Here is a 19987-nt window from a genome sequence, read left to right on the forward strand (position 1 = left end):
GGCGGAGCGCCGGCCCCGACCGACCCGGTTCCTCCAGGCAGAGCCGGATTTCGACGTCCGCCATCCACACCTCGCCGCGTCTCTACGCGCCGGCGGAGGAGCCGCTCCGTGCGGCGTGACCGCCGATCACGGCTCCGACCAGCCGCCTCTCGAAGGAGAGGAGTATCTGTTCGAGATCCGTCGCGCTGAAGGACCTCGCATCCGTCCCGAGACTGATTCCGGCCGTCTCGGACATACCCCACACGTCGAAGCAGAGCTTTCCGGAGTTCGTGTCGACGGGTTTGGGGAATCGGCGGTAGCGGCTGGATGCCATGGCTCGTTCGAGGTCCTGCTGTGCGCTGGCCGCGCGAGCCCGGATCAGCGTTCGGGGCGCTATGGGGCGGACGTTGACCACGTACGGGTTCTGTGCGGAGCGGCCCAGTTCGGCGGAGACCTCGTCCAGGGACCTGGCGTAGCGGTCGGGCTCACGCAGGCTGACGGAGGAGGATCTGACGAGTGCCGCGTCGACGCCCCGGCACAGCGCCGGGAACCGGTCGCTGCCCAGGGACGTGTCGACCGGGACGAGGGCCCTGCCGGCGATATGGGCCACCGCCTCGCGGGCGAAGGCGGTCTGCCGGTTGGCCATCACGGTGTTGAACACGCAGTTGCCGATGCCGAGGTGCTCGGCGAGCGCGCACGCGTATGCGGCGTGCAGGACGGCGGCCACGGATGTCCGGTACTGCTTCGACAGACGGGCTGCCGCGAGCGCGACCGCCGCCGAGTCGAGGCATACGAAGTTGTAGACGGCGTCCCCGTCGCGGCTCGCGGGCGCGAGGAGTTCGGGCATGGCGGACTGACGGAGCATGGCCCGGTCATAGGTGTCGACACGATGGGCGTGCCGCTGCCCCGAAGGGCTGGCTTCGAAGCTCGCGATCTGCCGCGGCTGCCACCCCGAGCCGAGGTCGGCGCCCGGATCGGCGGCCAGTTGGGCTATGTTTTCGGCCACGATCCGGGCGGCCGTCGTGTCCGCCGAGAAGTGGTGCAAGGACAGCGCGATGTGGATGGGCCTGCCGTCCACGGTGACGACGGCGGCCCGCAACGGCAGGTCGTCCGGGGCGAATCCGGGCTCGGCCAGCCGGAACGTGAAGGCGCTCAGCTCGTCGTAGGTCGGCGGGGCGTCGGAGGCGTACTCGTCGACCTGGAACACCCCGGAGGCCACGATGACCGCGCGCGGGTGCCCCTCCGCGTCAGGTGGATACAGCGTGCGCAGCGCCTCGAAGTGGGCCATGACCACGGCGAAGGCATGCAGCACCGCGGCCATGTCGGGCGTGCCGTCGAGTGCCCGCCCCATCCGTACGTTCCTGTTGCGGGGTCCGTGGAGATGGGGGTGGCATCCTTCGCGTTCATGGGCCTTCTGCGACCAGGTCAGTTCGTGCTCTCCAGCGGTGCCGGCGACGAAGACGACGTCATGGCGCGCGATCTGTCGCATACCCGCCCCGGCCCTCCTCCGCTACGTCGGCGGCGCGCCGCGTCTCGTAGTGCGTGCCGCAAGTCCGCCGACAGGATGGCGTGGAGGCCCCCGATCCCCCACGCCGTACGACGGTACGACGACGCGGCCGGAGCGCGGGCGCCCCATCTTCAGGCAGAGGATAGGTTCACGCGGACCGCGTGCGTCAATGCTCGGAAGGCATGGAACGCGGCACCGGGGACCGTTTCTGCCGCGTCCGGCCGTCACCGTGTCAGACCGGTTGTCACCCTGTCCCACCGGTTGTCACCGCGTCCCACCGATCTTCACCGCTTCGCGCCGGCGACAGCGGCCAGATGGAGACCGCGCCGCAGAACGAGATGCAGATCGTGCACCCCGGCCACCTCCGCGGGCGTCGGCGCGCCGACCGGGCTCCAGTCGTTCCGGCCGTCGGTACCCGCAGGGAGGTGGAGGCCCGCGGGCAAGGTGCCGGTACCGGGATCGCCGTCGGCGTACAACTCGACGGTCGCGTCCTCCACCGTCGCGCGGGACACCTCGGCGTGATGACGCGCGGTCCGTCTGCCGGGCCGCCCAGGTCGACCGATGCACTCATTGAGCGTCAGCCGGGAGATCAGGTCGTCGACTCGCTGCGCGAGGGGGAGCAGGCGCAGGGTCGTGGAACGGCAGGTCGTCGGTGGGCGGCTCGGGCGGGGCGGCGGCACTCACCTGAGATGTCCCTTGCCGTTCATCGAAGGAGAAGGCAAGGCGTGGGAAGCGTGAGTGACTGCGGGCCGGGGGCGGCATACGGCTTTCCTCGATTGCATGTCATGACGTCGAAGCGCTTCGACGTTTGATCTCGCGCTGAGCCCTGTCGTCAATCATGTGTCGTCCAGCCACCGCAAGCCGTTCTTCGAGCGTTGACGTCCCTCTCTGAGAGTTCACCCAGAGGCCAGTTCACCTGTGTCAAAGCCGCATGGAGGCCGGAGCGGCCAATCACCCTTGGCCGCGCCTGTTACCGGAAAGTGACCTGGACGGCCCGTTGTCGTGCCCGGAAACACGGTCTTAGTCTCACCGAAACATCGAAGCGCATCGACGCAGCTTTCCCACCACCAGTCCGGACTCACCCTCGGGCGACTCAGCGTCGGCCGGCCGCCGGTCGGGTCTCACGAAAACGAAGGGCGGCAAACGGCATGAGCCTCGAGACGAACCGCCGAGCTGTCCTGAGCAGCAAGAAGGAGCTGACCGCCGCGCTGCCCGCCCACGGCCCCAGCACGGTCGGCAATCCGGACATCGCGTCCGTCGGACTCCCCAACGGAGCTGTCACGGAGCCGGGTTACCTGACTTTTCCCGCGCACCCGAAAGGCAAGGACCCGTCATGACCCATGCCCCGCACCTCTCCCGCCGAGGCCTGCTGGCCGCCGGTGCGGCCGCGGCTGCACTCCCTGTGCTCGCCCCCTCCACTGCCTCAGGCGCATCCGCCGGGTCCGCCGCGTCCGCCCACGCGGCCGGGAAGGTCCGACACACGCCCTACACCTTCCGCAACGCGGAGATAGTCGGCGGCGGTTTCGTCACGGGCATCGTCTTCAACCAGTGCGAACCCGGACTGGTGTACGCCCGTACCGACATCGGCGGCGCCTACCGCCTCGACACGGCGTCCCGGCGGTGGATTCCCCTCACCGACTGGATCGGTTGGGACGAGTACGGACACACCGGCATCATCAGCATCGCCACCGACGAGGTCGACCCCGACCGCCTCTACCTGGCGGCGGGCACCTACACCCTCCCCGAATGGGACCCGAGCATGGCGGCGATCCTGCGCTCGACCGACCGCGGCCGCACCTGGAAACCCACTCCCCTGCCGTTCCGGCTGGGCGGCAACATGCCCGGCCGGGGCATCGGCGAGCGGCTGGTGATCGACCCCAACCGCAACAGGATCCTCTACCTGGGAGTGCGCGGGGGCAACGGGCTGTGGCGCAGCGCCGACCACGGCAAGACTTTCGCGAAGGTGACCAACTTCCCCAACGCGGGCAACTTCGTCCCCGACCCCAACGACACCAACGGCCCCAACGGCGACAACCTGGGCGTGCTGCAGGTCGTCTTCGACAAGCGCACCGGCAGAGCGGGGAAGGCCACCCGGACCCTCTACGTCACCGTCGCCGACAAGGACAACATCCTGTACCGGTCGACCGACGCGGGAGCGACCTGGGAACGCGTACCAGGGCAGCCCACCGGCTTCATCCCGCACCACGCGGTCTTCGACCACGTCGGCGGCTACCTGTACCTGGCGACCAGCGACACCGCCGGCCCCTACGACGGGTCCGAGGGCGACGTGTGGAAGCTGGACACCGCCACCGGCACCTGGACCCGCATCAGCCCGGTCCCGTCCACCAGTGACGACAACAAGTGGGGTTACAGCGGCCTGACCATCGACCGGCAGAACCCGGACACCCTGATGGTGTCCACCCAGGTCAACTGGTCCCCCGACTGCATCCTCTTCCGCTCCACCGACGGCGGCGCGAGCTGGACCCGTGCGTGGGACATGGGCGCGAACTCCGAACGCACCCTGCGCTACGACATCGACATCTCCGCCGCCCCCTGGCTGACCTGGAACGCCTCGCCGTCGCTGCCCGAGATCGCACCGAAGCTGGGCTGGATGATGGAGTCCGTCCAGATCGACCCCTTCGACTCCGACCACTTCATGTACGGAACCGGGGCGACGATCTACGGCGCCGACAACCTCACGGACTGGGACAGCGGCGGCACGGTAAACCTGTCCGTGCGGGCCCAGGGCCTTGAGGAAACCGCCGTCATGTGTGTGATCAGCCCGCCCGTCGGCGCGGCGCACCTCTTGTCCGGCGTCGGCGATGTCGGCGGCTTCCGGCACACGGATTTCCGCAAGGCGCCGAAGATGTACGACAGCCCGACGTTCGGCGGCACCCCGGCCCTGGACTACGCGGAGCTGGCGCCCCACACGATCGTGCGGGTCGGCCACCCCACCAGCGGCTGGACCCAGCACTTCGCCATCTCCACCGACAGCGGCGACACCTGGACGCCGTCGCGCAGCGAGCCGGCCGGCGTCACCGGGCCCGGAGCCGAGGACCAGGCCGTCGCCATCAGCGCCGACGGCAGGCGGATCGTCTGGTCCCCGGCCGGAGCGCCGGTCAGCTGGTCCGACGACCACGGAGCGACCTGGACAGCGTCGAAGGGGCTGCCGGCCGGAGCCCCCGTACGCTCCGACCGGCTGAACCCGGCGAAGTTCTACGCCTACGACGCCGGCGTCTTCTACCTCAGCACGGACGGCGGCAAGAGCTTCAAGGCCACGGCGGCGACCGGTCTGCCCACCGCGGGGAACGTCCGGTTCAAGCCGGTACCGGGCCACGAGGGCGACATCTGGCTGGCCGGCGGCACCACCAAGCCCACCACCCCCACACCGTACGGGCTGTGGCGGTCGACCGACTCCGGAACGTCCTTCACCAGGTTTACGGCGGTGAACGAGGGCGACGTCGTCGGATTCGGCAAGGCCGCGCCCGGCGCCGAATACCCCGCCGTCTACACCAGCTCCAAGATCCACGGCGTGCGCGGCATCTTCCGGTCCGACGACGCAGGCCGGACCTGGACCCGCATCAACGACGACCGCCACCAGTACGCCTGGACTGGCAACACCATGACCGGAGACCCCCGGGTCCACGGTCGCGTCTACTTCGGGACCAACGGACGCGGAGTCATCTACGGCGACCCGAAGTGAGCCCGACTCCCGGTCACCGCGCTCTGCACCCGCCGTCCCGAAGGGGAGACCGACGACGCCCTGCCGCCAGGGCAGGACGACCGACTTCTCCTCTCCTGTGTGATCCCCCCACTCAGCACACATTCCGGAGGGCAGATGAAATTCCGTATCGGCTGGGCCGCGCTTCTCGCGGCTCTGGCTCTCGTCTTCACGCTGCCGAACTCGGCAGTGGCAGCGTCACAGACGTACTGGTTCAAGCACTACTCGACCGGCGGCAACGCCTCGACGTGGTACGCCAACGACAACTCCTGGGGTGTGAACTCCCCGACCGGCACCGGCTTCGTCGCCATGGTCAACGGCAAGGACTGGGGCTGGTCGTCCCCGGTGACCACACTCCCCAAGAAGATCGGCGCCGTAAACCCCAACAACAACTCGTGGTTCAGCCAGTCGGCGTGGCCGAAGTCCGGCTCGCGCTACAACGCCACGTACGACATCTTCATCGACCCCTACCCCGAGCCGAACAACCGCAACTCCAAGACCGAGCTGATGATCTGGCTCAACTGGTCCAACACCCAGCCGCTGGCAGACCGCTACGACGCGAACGGCAACGCGATCCCGACCGTGACCAACGTCAGCCTGGGCGGCCGCAGCTGGGACATCTACGATTACAGCTGGCCGAACGGCGACCACACCCTCAGCTTCCTGGACAGGAGCAGGTCCGGCTGGTGGTCCGGCAGCCTCACCCCCTTCTTCGACTACGGCCTCAACAAGGGCCTCTACACCAACGACCACTACCTCAACAGCGTCATGGCCGGCTGGGAATTCGGGCCGGGTGACTACACCGCCCACTCCTGGGGCGCCGTGGGCTTCTGACACCGCCACAGGCAGAAGGGCGGACGAGTGACCGGCCGCCCTCTGCCGGGAAGTACCGCCCGACTCTCCCTACGGAGAGTCGGGCTGCCTGGTCCGAGCAAGGACGCAACGACTTCTCCTGGCTCGACGCCCACATCGAACACCTCCACCAGGTGCTGGACCGTATCCTCCTGCCCTGCACACCCCCAACTGCCCACCGCCCCTCCCGCAGTACCACCTCGCTGCACTCCGCACACGCCGTCCGTCACGCAGGCGGTGACGCGGACGTCATTGGAACGCCCACTCCGTCACCCTCGCAGCGTTCCGCTTCGCTCTCGGGCGGTGACGGCCACCGCCCACGCCCTTCGCGTGTTGTCCACGTTCCCCCACCCCGCCACTTCACCGTCTCCCATCCGGAGGAAGAAGTCCCCATGCCTCTCACCGACTTCGGCCATGACGAACTCGTCGGTTACCGGCCGGTGTCGACCGCACCGCACGACTTCGACGCCTTCTGGCAGCACACCCTCGACGACTTCCCTGTCAAGTCGTGCGTGTCGAGGGGCTCTCAGCCCGCTTGCCAGCCTCCCGGGGGGTACCTCGGGAGGGCCCCTCACGGGTTGCGGGGTATGTCAGCCGGCCTGGACGCCGGCCTGATCGTCAGCCACCGCCACGCCGCCTCCGTACCGCACACCCTCACCCCCGTCGGAGCCGCGCTGCTCCGTGCCAACACACCGGCCGGCCCCCGGTGACACGTCACCCGGCGATCAGTGCGGCGACCTCGTCACGGATCGACGGCATGGCGGTGTACACCGTGCCGGGGCAGTCGGTGGCCGTCCAGTGGCGGTGCCCGCCGATGGCCGGGGCGGGGCGGCTGACTCCGCTGACGGGATTGCGGTAGACCACCTTGCCCAGGGGAGCGATCGCGTGCCGCTCGGCGAGTTCGGCCAGCAGCTGGACCAGCGAGCCGCGGGCGGCTGGTGACGCGGGCCTGTCGGTCAGCGTCCCCAGGAGGGCGATGCCGATGTTCCCGGAGTTGTAGCCCTGGATGTGCGCCCCGGTGACGAGCCGCCCGGCGGCGTCGTGCGCGGCCGTGCCGTCGGTGCCCGACCAACGCCCCTCGTACACCCGGCCGTTCTCGTCGATCAGGTAGTTGTAGCCCATGTCGCCGTACTGGCCGGCGGCGGTGCGGTAGATCGCGCGGACCAGTGCGGCCGGCTCCAGGCCGGTGCTGCCGTCGTCGGTGTGGTGGACGCTGAGCGTCTGGACGGGGTAGTACTGCGGCGGCCAGAGCTCGGTGCCGTCGGCGGCGAAGCGCAGTGACTCGTCCGCGCCCCAGTCCCTGCGGGTCAGCAGCGGGTACGCGGCGGGTGCGTCGGCCGCGGCCGACGGGGGACGGGACACGGCGGTCAGGGCGGCCGCGGCTCCGGCAGCTGTCAGGAGCGTGCGCCGGCGCAACAGGGGAGCCGACTGTCCGGTGCCCCGGGCGGCGGAGAAGTCCGAAAGCCTCATCGTGTGGTCCTTCCTGGGATGCGCGGGTTCGCGGGCTCGGCTACAGGGAGCACTCGGGCTTGGGGGTGTAGAGGCGCGACCATGTGCTGGGGCCGACGATGCCGTCCGGGCCGCCCACGGTGGCGTTGCAGGTCTGCACCCAGTGGACGCCCGCCAGCGTCCTGGGGCCGTAACTTCCGTCCTCCTCAAGCCAGTTGGGATAGCCGCTGTAGAAATTGACGAGGCACTGCACCTGGCGGACCGCGTCCCCCGTGTCGTCGGGCTCGACCGTGGGCCGGGCGGCGTCGTCGATGTGGTTGCAGTTGGTCTCGGCCGCTGTGGCGCTCGGTACGGCGCTCGCCATGGAACCGCCGACGAGAAGGCCGCCGGCCGCCAGCAGAGCGGAGCCGCAGACGAGGGCCGGGCGGTGGGTGCGGGTGCGCATGGTGTCTTCCCCAACGTGGGTGGCGGTCGGTCGGCAGGTCGAAGGACAGGGGCCGGCGTGCCCGGCGAGTCGCATCGTGCGGCGTGCAGGGTGCGGGTGATGGGCCCCGGACGCCGGGCGCCCCTGTGCGCGTGCCCGGGGGGCCGGGGCCCATCGGTTCAGGTCGGCTCAACCGCTCATCGGGCGGCCGCGCTACTCAGGACCGCGGCTCTAGTAGGCGCTGTCGCACCAGGCGGCGAACTTCTTGAGCGCTTCCTGGGTCCCCGGTCCGGGGTCCCCGTCGATGTTGCCGGTGTAGCCGTAGGCGGGCTGCGACAGTTTGCGCTGCAGCGCCTTGATCGTGCCGCTTCCGGGGTCTCCGTCGATGTTGCCGGTGTAGCCCCAGCTGACCTTGAGGTGGCGCTGGAAGGCCTTCCAGCTGTCCTCGCCCAGCTTGCCGTCGATCAGGTCGGTGTAGCCCCATTGTGCGGCCAGCCAGCGCTGGACGGCCTTGGCCTGTGTGGTGTTCAGACCGAGGTTGACCACCGCGAGCGGCGCGGCCTCGGCTGCCACGGCCTGCTGCGGGGCCGAGTCGGTAGCCGCGAACCCGGCGCTCGCGCCCGCCAGACTCCCGGCGGCCATGGCGACGACAGCGGTGGCGGTGACGAGCGTCCTGCTGAGGACAGTCGGTCGCATGCGTTCCCCTTCGGATCGTAGGTCGGCACCTCGCGCGCATTCCTCGGTGCCGGGGTCCCGGAGCCGTTTCAGCCGGTCCGTGGTGGGCTTCGAGGTCACCTTTTCAGCTCCGTCACCGCATCGACACACCCTTGCGCCTGAGCGCAAAAGCCGAGCTCAGGGCGGTGAACCGAATGCTCCGCATGCCGTTCCCCGGCTGTCGGTCCCACCGGCGGTCGTGACGGTGGAGCGAGTCGGGCAGAACCCCTGGCATGCGGATTTCTGTCTCCTCGGACATGGACGAACCCGTGGCACGCGCGCTCGCCGGCCGCATCCGCGCCTTCGACACCGAGACCGCACGCCTGCGGGACATCTTCCGCTCCCAGTGCGCCCGGCAGCTTCCGGCCGTCGAGGACGCGTTCGGCCAGCAACTGCTGGCCCTGCTCAAGCAGCTGGACACCACCTGCCAGGCCGCGGATGACCTTGCGACAGCCGCCGAGGCCGCCTTCGAGCAGCACGCCGACAGCGAAATCCTGCTCAGCTTCCCCGGCCTCGGCCCTCTGCTCGCAGCCCGCGTCCTCGCTGAGATCGGCGACGACCGGCCCCGCTTCGCTGACGCCAGAGCCCTGAAGTCCTACGCCGGGTTCCGCCCCGATCACCCGCGCAGCGTATTGGCCCGTGCCGCCCTCGTCCTGCTCCAGCTCGAACATGGCCGCACTACCCGAACGTAGATCACGAACTGTCACGAGACGTTACCGAGAAGCGTTCACTGAAGGAGGATCATCTTGCGGAGTAGTTCGACTCCGGCTCGTCCGTAGAGTTGGGTGAGTCCGGCTGTCACAGCGGCGAGGTCTCGGAGCAGATGGAGTGCGCAGCCGGTGATGCGGCGCTGACTACGCGGCCGTCGCGCGACCCGCGCGTTCCGGCCGGACGCCGTGCCCGAGGAGACGATGCGCGCGATCTTCTCGCTGGCCGGCGCCGCGCCGTCCAACTCCAACGCGCAGCCGTGGCGGGTGGAGGTGGTCAGCGGCGCCGCGCGTCAGCGCCTGGCGGACGCCTTGCAGGCGGCCCACGCCGCACGCCGCACCTCGGCCGACTTCCCGTACTCCGAGGACATGTACGCACAGGTGCACCGGGCGCGCCGGGCGGCGTTCGGCGCCCACCTGTACGGAACGCTGGGCATCGGCCCCGAGGATCACGAGGCGCGGGCGGCCTATGACGCGCCGAGCCTGCGCTTCTACGGCGCGCCGCACGCCGCGTTCCTGTTCGTGACCGGGGACGGCGGGCCCCGGCTGGCCGCCGATGTCGGCGCCTACCTGCAGACGCTGCTCCTGGCGATGACCGCGTACGGCGTGGCGAGCTGCCCGCAGGGGCTGCTGAGCTTCTACGCCGACACGGTCCGCGCCGAACTCGCGGTCACTGCAGGGCGACTGCTCGTGGGCATCTCCTTCGGCTACGCCGACGAGGCCGCACCGGTGAACCACGTCACGACCGACCGGGCGGCACTCGAAACCTTGTTGGTCACCGCCGTCGACGGCACCGGCTCGCCCGTCGCCACCGGGTATCGCCATCGATGTCAGTGCCAGGCCCTACCTTCGCCGTGTGACTTCCGAAGAACTACGCGAACGACTGGCCCGTTTCCGCGACGAAGCGGTCCAACTGGACATCCCCGCCGACGAGGTCGACCGGTGGATCGACATGGTGCGGCCCTGCGCGGTCCTCTCGACGCGCCACGACGGCCCGGTCGCCGCCCGGTTCGGCGGCCCCGCGCTGTTGCCGGCCGGCACGCCGCATCCTCCTTTTCCCTACGTCGCTTCCATCGACCTCGCGGCGCTGCCGCAAGCCTCGACCGATTTGCCTCTGCCGTGCGACGGCCGCCTGCTCCTCTTCGCCTGGCCACGCGACAACGGTGACCTCACCAACCACGGCGCCGTCGTGTACGTCCCCGTCGGGGCGCCCACGGAAGAAAGCGACAAGTACGCCTGGGACCCGCACGGCATCCCCGAGGAGCGCGAGGTAGCCGATGCCTTCCCGCGGGGCGAGTTGCGGGTGCGGACCGAGCCGTCGCTGCCGTACCACTTTGAGGTCGAACTGCCCGATGGCAGCCTGGAGCCGCTGCCAGGTTTCCCGCACTCCGAGGAACTGGCCGAAGAGTGGGAGATGGCGTGCCGCTACCTCGACCTCCGGGGCCCCTTGCACATAGGCGGGTACGCCGACGAGGAGATGGTTCATCTCGACCCTTTGGCAGGCCTGGTGCTCTGCGCGGTGGGACAGGCGTCGACGGGCGATTGGGGCGGTGGGGAACCGGTGTCCGAGAACGTCGAGGACTGGGTGCTGCTCGCGAGCTGGAGCCCCGATCTCGGTGATGTGGAGGCCGGGTCCAGCGTCCACTGGGCGATCCAGCGCAAGGACCTGGAGGCCGGGCGCTTCGACCGGACGTTTGCCACCGTGTACTGGAACCCCTGAGCCGACCCGTCTCCGGCGAGGGTGCTCTCGTCCGTACGCGCCGGGTCCTCAAGGACCGCGTTCAGCCTGGCCTGGACGCCGGGTGCGAGGAGGGCGAGCATGCCTCCGCCGGTGTCCCGGCGTCCGTCGCGGCGCTCAGCACCGGCAGGTGCGGCGCACGTGAAGCTCCCCCACATTCCCCCTCGGGATTCCACCGACTCTCAGGGCACCGAGATTGCGACGCGTGTGTGCTGAGTACCTGCCGGTGGACGTTTTCCGGTGAGGGCATGGATTACTCAGGGGAGCGAACGAACTGTTTCACTCTCTGACCACGGGGTCGGCGGCGGGGAGGTGCTCGTGGGCAAGCACGCGTCGGGACCCCGAGGTCAGGGCTGGGCGGTGTCCACGATGAAGCGGCGACTGAGATTGATCTCGGCCGAGAGCAGACCCGGGTCGGCGGTCACCGTCAGCTCGTACTCCCCGTCCCGTAATGCCCCCAGATCGAGCACCCGATGGCTTCCGACCCAGAGGGTGGGGACGATCTCGCCGTTCAGCCTGACCTCGACATTGCGCAGTGCCTCATTGACCAGCGCCTCGTCGTCGTTGCGATCAACCACGTCCACCGTGAGCGTGGCGTCGGAGAGCGCGGCGGCGTTCAGCACGCCGCTGCTGGTGATCCCGCGTATCCGGAGCTCGGGCTGGTCCACCGCGTTGGCCACCGCAATGCAGCCGATAGCCAGGGCGGCGGTGACAGCGGCAACCAGAAGGGTGACGAGGATCCTGCGCAGGAACCGTGTTCGCACAGGGTCCGACGTCTTAAGGGCCAGCCGCATGGACACATCCTTCGAGGAGTTGCTGCTGTGGCCGGTCGGCTCCGCCGCTTCGTCCCTCCCGTGGCCTTCACATCGGTCTTCTGCGCCGACTTGAGGGCAGACGGGCACGAGGGCAGGGACTCGGACTCGCGGGTGTCCGGCGCCCCTGATAGTGCCAGCTCAACCGTCGCGGAATCCAGTTCGCCCTCATGGCCGTGTAGAGCCTGCTCGGTACACGGTGTAGGTGCAACCTCCGTTCCATGTAAGGCTGTTGACAGCGTCCTCTACGGCGACGTCCCACCACACGGCTTCCGGCGCCGATCGAGAGGGGGATCCTTGACTCCCGCAGGCCGACAGGCTGGCGGAAGGCTATGGCCAGGAACTTCAAGATCACACCCTTGAGCTCAGCGCGGTGCTCGGCCGACTGCTGGGCCTCCAGCTGGTGCGCACTCGCCCACGCCACCAGGTACAGGACGTCGTCACGAGACGGTCGGCCGGCAGAGCGCATGCCTCCATGACCGGGTCATCCCCTCGCCGCCGACTGGGTCCTGGCCACCACCGTCACGGACGACGAGTCCGGAGCCGACTAGAGCGCGTTCCTGTGGAGAACCCCAGGTCAGCGGCGTAATGCGTTGTATCCCCGGCAGGATTCGAACCTGCGACACACGCTTTGGGAGTTCTCCCTGATCCAGATCGCGACCTGGGCAAACGCCGCCACGCCCGTGCCGGGCCGTATCCATCTCACGCCGAACAGCACGACCGCTCCGTCAGCTCACCAGCAGTGCGCTGTCCCATGAGGTCGCCGGTACGTTCCCTGTGGCGTAGGTGTGGAGGGCGAGGGCGATGCCCGCGGCTCCTTCCAGAAACCCGGGGCGGTCGAGGGCGCGTGGAGCGAGAGAATGGCGGTAGCGGAAACCGAACGGCGCCTCAGGGGCGAACCCGCCCATCACCCGCACCGCCAGCCCGTCGGCGAGGGTGTGGTAGCTCGGGTCGGCGCTGTCGTGTGCCATGCGCAGCACGATCTGGAGCAGGCCCGCCCAGCCGTGGCACAGCGCGGAGTCGAGGATCAGCTCGTCGCTCGCCGCGGTCAGCGCACCACGGAGGGCGGCATGTGCGTCGGCGCGCCAGTCCGCACGGTCGAGGGCGGTGCCGGCCAGGTACACGGCACGCGCCGCACCGGCGGCGCCGTAGCACCACGAGTCCCGCCCGCGTTCCGGCGGTTTCCCGCTCTCCAGGTGTGCCGCCGTGACCAGGTGCGGCCAGCGCGGGCCGGCCTCGTCGGTCGTGCGCCAGCGGGACAGCAGTGCCGTGATCCGCTCGATGGCCTCGTCCTGACGGTCCACCCGAAACCCTGCCCGCCAGGAGACCGAGAGGAGCGCGAGCGGTCCGCAGACACCGTGTGCGAGACCGAAGTTGGCATGCTCGGCGAGCCCGTGCTCCAGGCCATCGGTGATCCACCACGCGGGCAGCCGGGTGCTCCGCGTGATGTCGTCCGCGGTCGCCACGGCTACCAGTGACTCCAGCACATCGGTCAGCGCGAGCCCCGCCGCCTGCCGCACGGCCGGCTCGGCCGCCGACTCGTACCGGGCCAGCAGGTAGCGGCCGATGCCGGTGGTGCCACTGAGGACGTCGTAGCGGTCCCACGCGCCGATCGGCTCTCCGGTCCGCACCCGCTCCCGGTCGGCTCGCGCGCGTATCCGAACCTGGTCGGTGATGTGCCGGTCGAGGCCGGCCAGCATCGTGGCGTAGCCGCCGAATCCGGTGGCCGCGGTCTGCCCGGCGAAGGCGAGCGCCACCATGCCGCCGAACAGCGACTGCGGCAGCAGCCGGATTCCGCTGCCGAGCGCCGCGGACAGGTGCGCGTGTGCCCGACCGCGCAGCTCCGGTGCACCCGTGGCCAACTCCGCGAACAGCAGCCCGACTCCGGGGTGACCGTCGGAGAGCAGCAGCGGATCCCACACCGGCTGCGGGTTGCCCGGATAACGCATCAGGTTGTCCGGCGCGCCCGCGATCCGGGCCACCCGTTCGGGCTCCGCCAGCCGGTCGGCGATCTCGGCGACGATCCTGGCAGCCGCCTCCTTGTGGGCGGGCGCCCGGTCAGTCGGTGTTGGTGCGGGTGACGGCACGGAAGCTCTCCAACTCCTGCAGTAGACGGCGAACTTCCTCGCGTTGGGGCACGGGCAAGTCGCCTACGCGTACCACTTCGCCGGCGTTCAGCCGGTCAAGGACCGCGAGGGCCGCGGCGCCGGCCGTGGCGGACGAGACGTTGCCGTTCGCGGCGAACCTGCGGGCACCGTCGCCAGGCGCGGCCAGCAGGGGAGCGCACCCGCGGACGGGGGTGTCGTCGTCGAGCGGGCGTAGCCCGGCGGGCGGCCGGGTCGGCCAGAACCCGCCCGCCGTCCTCACTCGCAGGGCCAGAGAGGTGGCCCGATCGGCGAACCGGTCCTCGCTCAGACACCCAGCGAAGGCGTCCACCGCGTCGGCAAGGGCCGTGGGCAACGCGCCAGACAGCCGTCCGTCCGGACCGGCATCCGCGGTGAACAACGAGGCCGACGCCACCGGTTCGGTGCCCCGGAACAGGTCTTTGATCTCGTAGTACGGCCGGTGCTCGCGGCGGGGAATGCCCACATTGACGCTCGTCGCCGGTGCGTCGCCGGAGCTCTCCCCGACGTGGTAGTACCGCGCCGGCCAGTAGAGCAGATCTCCCGGCTCGACCTCGGCGACGAACGAGGACGCCAGGTACGGCTGGTAGTCGAGGACCGTGTGCACCGGATCCGACCACGGGCGCTCGGCCCAGAATCGCATCCGCTTGGTGCCCCGCACGCAGAACATGAAGGTGGCGAAGCGATCCTGGTGCACGCCGACCGGGCTGTGCTCGTAGGAGCCGTGGAACAACGTGGAGCCCGCGGTGTGCGTAGGCTGACCGACCCGCTCCCACAGACCGGCGTAGAACCGCTGCGCGCGTGCCCACAAGGGATGGGAGAACGCATGGAACCGGTGCACCACGAGGGCGTAACGCTGCCGGTCCAACCGGTCGGCCAGGCGCCGCTCGTAGCCGTCGAACGAACGGTCCGACAGTTCCGGCAGATAGTCACGCGGCTGCGTCTGCTGCCGCCGCTCCACGAGGAACTGCACGTTCCCCGGCACGGCGAGCGGATGCGGCGGCCTGCTGCCGAGCACGGCGGTCTCGAACACCTCCGCCTCGGCGAACGGTGCATCGCCGACACCTCGGTACAGCACGGGTTTGCGGTCCCAGAAGTGGTCGACGAAGGTGTCCCAGTCGAAGGACGTCGCGGTGGTCACCGTCAGCGCGGCTGTCTCGGCTGTCTCGGCCGTGTTGGTCAGCTCGGTCATCGTGCAGGCACCTTGACCACGTCGATGCCGCGCAGCCGGTACAGCTTGTCCAGCAGCGCGAGCACACTCTTGTCGTTCGTGTCGTCATCGCCGAGGGCTCGGCACACGTCGGCGACGCCGGTCTCCTCGCCGTCGCGCAGTGCGGCGAACACGCGGTCGCCCGCGGCTGTCGGCAGGGTGAAGACGTTCCCGTTGACCGCCCATACCTCGCGCCCCGGCCCGTCGGGCATCCGGACGATCTCGCCCGCCCGGCGGATCCGGGTCCGCCGGGTCATCGGGATGCCCTCGCGCGGCACCGGAATCGGTTCGAGACCGGCCGCGGAACGCAGCGCCGCCCAGCGGATCCGCAGCATCCTGCGCAGCTGCTCGCCGTCCACGACCGTACGCAACTCGTCGCCGAGCGCGGTCAGATGGGGCAACACCCCGCCCTGCTCGTCGACGCGGGATCCGGGACCGAACGGGAAGTACGGCACGGTCTCGTCGTTGCCCTGCCGACCGTGCACCAGCTCGGCGAGCAGATCCCGCAAGGCGGTGAACGGCAGCCGCCGGTCGACCGGAATCCGCAGGCGCAGCGCCACACACCCCTCGCGGTAGGTGTCGACGTGCCGCCGGTCGCCCGGCCAGTACAGCAGCTCCCCGGCGTCGGCACTCAAGGTGTGCATGCCGTCCAGGTCCCGGTCCGGGTCGGCGACCGCGGCCGGTGGGGGACCGTCGCGCTCGTCCCAGAGCCGTACGTCCATCCGCCCGCGCAGCACCCAGGTCAGCGCCGCGTGCGTCGGTGCCTCGGTCGCGCCGGAGTGCTGGGTGCACCGGTCGCCGATCAGTACCTGGGCCTCCACCGGGAGGTTCGGCCAGCCGACCGCCCGCCACAGCCTGCGGATCGCGTCACGTACTGCGGACCACATCGCGTAGTCCAGGAGTAACGGCTGATGCACCATCAGCAGGTAGCCCTGCCGGGACACGTCGGCATCCAGCCGGTGGAGGTAGTCGTCCAGGCTCCGGTCGGTGGTGTCCGGCAGCAGTGTGCCCGGCGCGCGCAGCCGGCCGTCGCCGACCAGGAACCGGACATCGGGCATCACCCAGAACCGGGTGCCGGCGCGGAACGGGGCGCACGACTGAACGGTCAGCGCGTGGATCCGGTCGAGGCCCACCGGTGGCCGGGCGCGCAGCCGGGTGGGCCGCCTGCCCCAGTACCGTTGCCCGAACAGCGCCCAGTCGACGTCGTCGGGCGCCTGCCGAACCTCGTGGGTCAGCGTGGTCATGATGCTTCCCTCCCCGTCAGGGGGAACCGCTGCCGAATCCGTTCCGCGTACTGCGCCAGGGGCTCCATGCCCATCGAGGCGCGCCGGCGGTCCACGTCGCCCGGCTCCTCGATCCGGTACGGCACCAGTTCCCCGGCCACCCGCTCGAACTTCGTGCCGTACACCTGGGGAAGCCCGTCGGCGAGACACAACTCGTCGGTCAGGGACGCGACTTCACGCCACGGGAGATCACCGTCCGCCGCCGCCTGCCGCATCAGCTCGAGGCAGTGTCGACGGAAGTCCAGGTGATCTCTCGCATGCTGTACGAGGCGACTCGCGGCGCCGGCCGCAGCGGAACCGACCATGGTGCGCCCAGGCCACCCGTGGTCGGCCACGACCTCGGACAGCCAGGCGATGCCGGCGTCGGTCAGAGTCCGTAGGCGGCGCTCGGCGGCGCCGTCGACCATGCCGCCCTCCGCCCACGGCATCCGGAGGGCACCGTCGAGCCGGTCGAGGCGCAGCAGCCGGCGCCGGATCTCCCCGGCGGGCGCCGGCTCGGCCGGGACGTCCGGCGCGTCCACCGCGTCGATGCGCAGCCGTACCTTCTCCCGGTTCCAGATGTAGGTCACCCGCCTGCCCACCTCAGGCCAGTCGAAGCCGACCTGGCCCTCGGCAGGACTCTGCAGATGCAGCCGCACGCCCAGCGACTCGTCCGTGACGACGTGCTCGGTCACGTCGTCGAACACATGCTCCACCGCGTCCCGAAGTGCCACTCCGAGACCGGCGAGTTCGAGGTTGGCGCCCTCGAGCAGCGCAGGCAGCGGGGGCCAACCGCCCTCGGGTTCCGGCCGGGCCGCGACTCGGGCCGTCCCGAACGGCAGTGGCGGCGGCTCGACCCGAAGTACCGGCCCGCCCTCCAGCGAACGGACGAAGTAGGGCACGTCCATGCGTCGGAGCTGGTCGAGTTCCGCCCGGTCGAAGTGGACGTCCGGCTCGGCGGGGACCGGTGCGGCGCCGCCGCCGGACAGCCAGCGCGGCACCAGCGCGTCGAAGTAGCGGAACGTGGGCTGGCGCAGCACCCGGACGTAGTGGCCGGCGGCTGCGGTCGACAGGAACCGTCGAATCGCCGGCCGCTGCCGGCACATCAACGTCCAGGCGTCGAACATGCCGCGCAGCATCGCCGGCAGGTAGGGACCGTACCCGGCCCGCCCTTCGGTGTCCGCGACGACGTTCCTCGTCTCGTTCCGGGCGTAGGGCCGACGGCGGCGGTACAGGCGCAGCGCCCCCGTCTGCTCCGCGTGCCAGCACACCGGCGGACCCTCGGCGGAGCACCACCGCGGGGTGTTCTCCAGGCCGACGTGGTGCTGGTCGACCTCGGCGGTCGGGTCGTACAGCAGACCTGTGTCGTAGAGCCGGGGAATCCGGCAGAAGTAGATCTCCAGGTCGATCGGGTACAGCAGCGGTTCGCGCTCGCCGGGCCTGCTCCCGGTCACCACGTTGCTGCCGATCATGTCGGTGATCCCGAAGGCGAACGTCGCGGCGGTCAGCGAGCCGGTCCGGTGCCAGAAGCGCGCCGCCTCCCGCGGGGTCAGCCGGGTGCCGGTCAGCGACCACGGCCCGGACGTGCGGATCGGCCCCCACTGTGCGGGCGGCTCGATCCACTCCTGCCACAGATACCCCTGGTCGGCGCCGGACCAGCACGAGAGCACCGGCAGCCGGATCTCACCGGACGCCGCGGGCGCGTTGTTGAGCAGTTCGAACAGGGATGCCGGCGAGTCGGCGGCGCCGCACGCGGTGAACAGCAGCTCGCCGGACGCCGGGCGCGGCTTGTACGCGACCCGGCCACCGCCGGCGCAGTCGAGGCGTATCACCCGTTGGCGGCCGTTGTGGGTTTCCTCGCCGTGGGCCCACAATCCGACGATCGGTCCCCGATATGCCGGATCCTCGGGCCAGCAGGTATTCATGTCCCGCAGCAACCGGTCGAGAAAGAGCGTCAGAAACGCCTCGCAGCGTGCCGCCCATTCCGCCACCCGGTCGCGGGCGTAGTGTGCCCGTCCGGTCGCGCATGCCACGAATGCTTCGGACACAACCGGTCCGAAGATTTCGGCGTTGGTAATGTCGAGGAATCCGGTGGCGACGACCGTCGAATATTTCTGCGCGGCGGAAACACACCAGTCGTCCAACCGGTCCAACAACGCAAGCAGCGGCGTGAACCGCCGGTCTTCGAGCGCGTGCGCGAGCATCCGCGCGTCCGCCGCGCCACCGAGCAGCCGGTCGACCGTGACCGTTCCCTCCGGACCGGCCGTGACGACCGGCGGGAACAGCCCGCCCGCGGTGCCTTCGCGGACGGCGGCGATCAATCGCTGTGCCACCGCCGGAAGTTCGGCGGAAACGTTTCGACCGGTGTCGCCGGTCGGGGCACGCATCTCCCAGAGCGGATCGATGTCCGCCGGCGCATCCGACAAGGCCGCCCTCTCGACTCGTTGCTGCGGGACGCGAGACCGATCCGGGTGGCGCCGCCGTCAGCGGCACCACCCGGCACGCGTCAACAGCAGTAGATGCTCGCGCACGAACCGCAGGAGGTACCGCTGCCCGAATTCGTCGGGGACGCAAGGGGCGGAATTTCCTGTTCCAGATCGCCGATCACCAGGTCGAATACCTCATCGGCGCTCTGGTCCGCCTCGACTCGGACCTTTTCCTCGACAGCCTGCATGAACACACTCCTCCCGTGCTGAGTTATGAATGTGCGGCCCAGTACAACGGGGGCGGAATATCATGTCAAGAGAGCCCTGTTTGCCATGTCCACCGTCAGATCCAGCCAAATTCCTGCGATCTTCATTCTGCATCATTCAGGTCGCTCACACTGAGCTTCTTCGAGTTGGCCACCGATCAGGTGATGGCACCGTGAAGCGCAACGGAGGAGGTCGCCGGAGGCCGGGAGCCGCTGTGGACGTGGACGAAGGAGCAGGGCGAGGTCATCCACCGCGCGATGTAATCCCCGATGCGCACGAGGCCCAGCAGGGGATATTCGACCCCCTCGGCGGCACCGGAGACCGCTGCAGCGGCGGCTGCCTCGGCAGACCGCCTTCAGCGCGGCCTCGTAGGACTGACCGGTCTCCGCCGCGCGGCGGCGGGCGGCGTTCTTCAACGCCTAGTTCTTGGCTCCCACTTCGTTCCCTCGCTGCGCGCACGGCCCCGTGACCCGGGCACGTCTGACGTACAGGGCGGCCTGGAAGCGGACACTCGGATTTCGCTGCTGCAGAGTCCCGCTGAGCGGGTTCGGGCTGTCGTCGCCGTCCGGTCACGGGCCGGACTACTCGGGCCAGGGCCGTCCGCAGCCGGGCGACCAGACACCAGGGTGGTGGACAAGGCCCGCGCCGGGGGCGCACTTCGGCCTCGGCCCGCTCGCGCGCACTCGGCGGAAACGGTCCTCGCTTTCCGAGCCCCGCTGCAACCGTGGCTCTCCGAACGTTGTCTCCGTCTTCATGACAGCCAACCGACGGCCGCGATCAGCCCCAGATGATCGGG

At 70.0% G+C, this 19987-nt stretch carries 16 protein-coding genes and 2 pseudogenes; 7 read left to right on the forward strand and 11 right to left on the reverse strand.

The genetic code is table 11. From position 1 onward, the window contains the following. Window positions 1-82: 82 nt before the first annotated feature. Complete coding sequence (locus ACFZDA_RS20055) at window positions 83-1468, reverse strand: condensation domain-containing protein (RefSeq protein ID WP_391082957.1); 1386 nt, start codon at window positions 1466-1468, stop codon at window positions 83-85. A 302-nt stretch (window positions 1469-1770) separates the two neighbouring features. Next, the gene (locus ACFZDA_RS20060; protein WP_391082960.1) at window positions 1771-1998 is read right to left on the reverse strand and encodes a hypothetical protein; all 228 of its coding nucleotides are present in this window, start codon (window positions 1996-1998) and stop codon (window positions 1771-1773) included. A 636-nt stretch (window positions 1999-2634) separates the two neighbouring features. Here ACFZDA_RS20060 and ACFZDA_RS20065 point away from each other — a divergent pair. From ACFZDA_RS20065 to ACFZDA_RS20080, 4 genes are all read left to right on the forward strand, one after another. Further along, entirely contained in the window at window positions 2635-2823 is a 189-nt protein-coding gene (locus tag ACFZDA_RS20065) for a hypothetical protein (RefSeq protein ID WP_391082962.1), read from the forward strand. Then, window positions 2820-5189 (forward strand): xyloglucanase, encoded by a 2370-nt coding sequence (locus tag ACFZDA_RS20070; RefSeq protein ID WP_391082964.1) that lies wholly within the window; start codon window positions 2820-2822, stop codon window positions 5187-5189. Before ACFZDA_RS20065 ends, ACFZDA_RS20070 begins: the two co-directional genes overlap by 4 nt. 135 nt (window positions 5190-5324) lie before the next feature. Beyond that, complete coding sequence (locus tag ACFZDA_RS20075) at window positions 5325-6041, forward strand: cellulase B precursor (protein ID WP_391082966.1); 717 nt, start codon at window positions 5325-5327, stop codon at window positions 6039-6041. 410 nt (window positions 6042-6451) lie between these two features. Further along, a complete protein-coding gene (locus ACFZDA_RS20080; RefSeq protein ID WP_391082968.1) occupies window positions 6452-6769 on the forward strand; it encodes an acetylxylan esterase in 318 nt (105 codons plus the stop codon). A 4-nt stretch (window positions 6770-6773) separates the two neighbouring features. Here the strand turns inward: ACFZDA_RS20080 and ACFZDA_RS20085 are convergent, their stop codons facing one another. The 3 genes from ACFZDA_RS20085 to ACFZDA_RS20095 all read right to left on the reverse strand — a co-directional run bounded on the left by ACFZDA_RS20085 (window position 6774) and on the right by ACFZDA_RS20095 (window position 8628). Next, complete coding sequence (locus ACFZDA_RS20085; RefSeq protein WP_391082971.1) at window positions 6774-7529, reverse strand: N-acetylmuramoyl-L-alanine amidase; 756 nt, start codon at window positions 7527-7529, stop codon at window positions 6774-6776. A gap of 40 nt (window positions 7530-7569) precedes the next feature. Next, the gene (locus ACFZDA_RS20090) at window positions 7570-7953 is read right to left on the reverse strand and encodes a peptidoglycan-binding protein (RefSeq protein ID WP_391082974.1); all 384 of its coding nucleotides are present in this window, start codon (window positions 7951-7953) and stop codon (window positions 7570-7572) included. 210 nt (window positions 7954-8163) lie between these two features. After that, window positions 8164-8628 carry a peptidoglycan-binding protein gene (locus ACFZDA_RS20095; RefSeq protein ID WP_391082977.1) on the reverse strand — a complete coding sequence of 155 codons (465 nt, stop codon included), beginning with the start codon at window positions 8626-8628 and terminating at the stop codon, window positions 8164-8166. Between the two features lie 302 nt (window positions 8629-8930). Between ACFZDA_RS20095 and ACFZDA_RS20100 the strand changes: the two are divergent. The 3 genes and pseudogenes from ACFZDA_RS20100 to ACFZDA_RS20110 all read left to right on the forward strand — a co-directional run. After that, window positions 8931-9276, forward strand: a pseudogene (locus ACFZDA_RS20100) (transposase); the annotation flags it as partial. Between the two features lie 224 nt (window positions 9277-9500). After that, window positions 9501-10118, forward strand: a pseudogene (locus tag ACFZDA_RS20105) (nitroreductase); the annotation flags it as partial. A 187-nt stretch (window positions 10119-10305) separates the two neighbouring features. Next, window positions 10306-11073, forward strand: a complete 768-nt coding sequence (locus tag ACFZDA_RS20110) for a DUF1963 domain-containing protein (protein ID WP_391083268.1) — start codon at window positions 10306-10308, stop codon at window positions 11071-11073. Window positions 11074-11438: 365 nt separating this feature from the next. Here the strand turns inward: ACFZDA_RS20110 and ACFZDA_RS20115 are convergent, their stop codons facing one another. The 6 genes from ACFZDA_RS20115 to ACFZDA_RS20140 all read right to left on the reverse strand — a co-directional run bounded on the left by ACFZDA_RS20115 (window position 11439) and on the right by ACFZDA_RS20140 (window position 19172). Then, window positions 11439-11885 (reverse strand): hypothetical protein, encoded by a 447-nt coding sequence (locus tag ACFZDA_RS20115; protein WP_391082980.1) that lies wholly within the window; start codon window positions 11883-11885, stop codon window positions 11439-11441. 746 nt (window positions 11886-12631) lie between these two features. Continuing rightward, the gene (locus ACFZDA_RS20120; RefSeq protein ID WP_391082983.1) at window positions 12632-13990 is read right to left on the reverse strand and encodes a lanthionine synthetase LanC family protein; all 1359 of its coding nucleotides are present in this window, start codon (window positions 13988-13990) and stop codon (window positions 12632-12634) included. After that, window positions 13962-15218, reverse strand: coding sequence for a JmjC domain-containing protein (locus tag ACFZDA_RS20125; protein ID WP_391082986.1), 1257 nt, complete (start codon window positions 15216-15218; stop codon window positions 13962-13964). Before ACFZDA_RS20125 ends, ACFZDA_RS20120 begins: the two co-directional genes overlap by 29 nt. Further along, a complete protein-coding gene (locus ACFZDA_RS20130) occupies window positions 15215-16480 on the reverse strand; it encodes a hypothetical protein (RefSeq protein ID WP_391082989.1) in 1266 nt (421 codons plus the stop codon). The genes ACFZDA_RS20125 and ACFZDA_RS20130 overlap by 4 nt, the downstream gene beginning before the upstream one ends. Then, window positions 16477-18831 carry a DUF4135 domain-containing protein gene (locus ACFZDA_RS20135; RefSeq protein ID WP_391082992.1) on the reverse strand — a complete coding sequence of 785 codons (2355 nt, stop codon included), beginning with the start codon at window positions 18829-18831 and terminating at the stop codon, window positions 16477-16479. Before ACFZDA_RS20135 ends, ACFZDA_RS20130 begins: the two co-directional genes overlap by 4 nt. Window positions 18832-19004: 173 nt before the next feature. Next, window positions 19005-19172 carry a hypothetical protein gene (locus ACFZDA_RS20140; protein ID WP_391082995.1) on the reverse strand — a complete coding sequence of 56 codons (168 nt, stop codon included), beginning with the start codon at window positions 19170-19172 and terminating at the stop codon, window positions 19005-19007. Between the last annotated feature and the right edge of the window lie 815 nt (window positions 19173-19987).

It is taken from the genome of Streptomyces sp. NPDC007991 (assembly GCF_042958445.1).
GTDB lineage: Bacteria > Actinomycetota > Actinomycetes > Streptomycetales > Streptomycetaceae > Streptomyces.

What these genes read in the sequence shown, in the direction of transcription:
- ACFZDA_RS20055 (WP_391082957.1), bottom strand. Translation starts at nt 1,468, where the DNA reads ATGCGACAGATCGCGCGCCATGACGTCGTCTTCGTCGCCGGCACCGCT.
- ACFZDA_RS20065 (WP_391082962.1), top strand. Translation starts at nt 2,635, where the DNA reads ATGAGCCTCGAGACGAACCGCCGAGCTGTCCTGAGCAGCAAGAAGGAG.
- ACFZDA_RS20070 (WP_391082964.1), top strand. Translation starts at nt 2,820, where the DNA reads ATGACCCATGCCCCGCACCTCTCCCGCCGAGGCCTGCTGGCCGCCGGT.
- ACFZDA_RS20075 (WP_391082966.1), top strand. Translation starts at nt 5,325, where the DNA reads ATGAAATTCCGTATCGGCTGGGCCGCGCTTCTCGCGGCTCTGGCTCTC.
- ACFZDA_RS20080 (WP_391082968.1), top strand. Translation starts at nt 6,452, where the DNA reads ATGCCTCTCACCGACTTCGGCCATGACGAACTCGTCGGTTACCGGCCG.
- ACFZDA_RS20085 (WP_391082971.1), bottom strand. Translation starts at nt 7,529, where the DNA reads ATGAGGCTTTCGGACTTCTCCGCCGCCCGGGGCACCGGACAGTCGGCT.
- ACFZDA_RS20090 (WP_391082974.1), bottom strand. Translation starts at nt 7,953, where the DNA reads ATGCGCACCCGCACCCACCGCCCGGCCCTCGTCTGCGGCTCCGCTCTG.
- ACFZDA_RS20095 (WP_391082977.1), bottom strand. Translation starts at nt 8,628, where the DNA reads ATGCGACCGACTGTCCTCAGCAGGACGCTCGTCACCGCCACCGCTGTC.
- ACFZDA_RS20110 (WP_391083268.1), top strand. Translation starts at nt 10,306, where the DNA reads ATGGTGCGGCCCTGCGCGGTCCTCTCGACGCGCCACGACGGCCCGGTC.
- ACFZDA_RS20115 (WP_391082980.1), bottom strand. Translation starts at nt 11,885, where the DNA reads ATGCGGCTGGCCCTTAAGACGTCGGACCCTGTGCGAACACGGTTCCTG.
- ACFZDA_RS20125 (WP_391082986.1), bottom strand. Translation starts at nt 15,218, where the DNA reads ATGACCGAGCTGACCAACACGGCCGAGACAGCCGAGACAGCCGCGCTG.
- ACFZDA_RS20130 (WP_391082989.1), bottom strand. Translation starts at nt 16,480, where the DNA reads ATGACCACGCTGACCCACGAGGTTCGGCAGGCGCCCGACGACGTCGAC.
- ACFZDA_RS20140 (WP_391082995.1), bottom strand. Translation starts at nt 19,172, where the DNA reads ATGCAGGCTGTCGAGGAAAAGGTCCGAGTCGAGGCGGACCAGAGCGCC.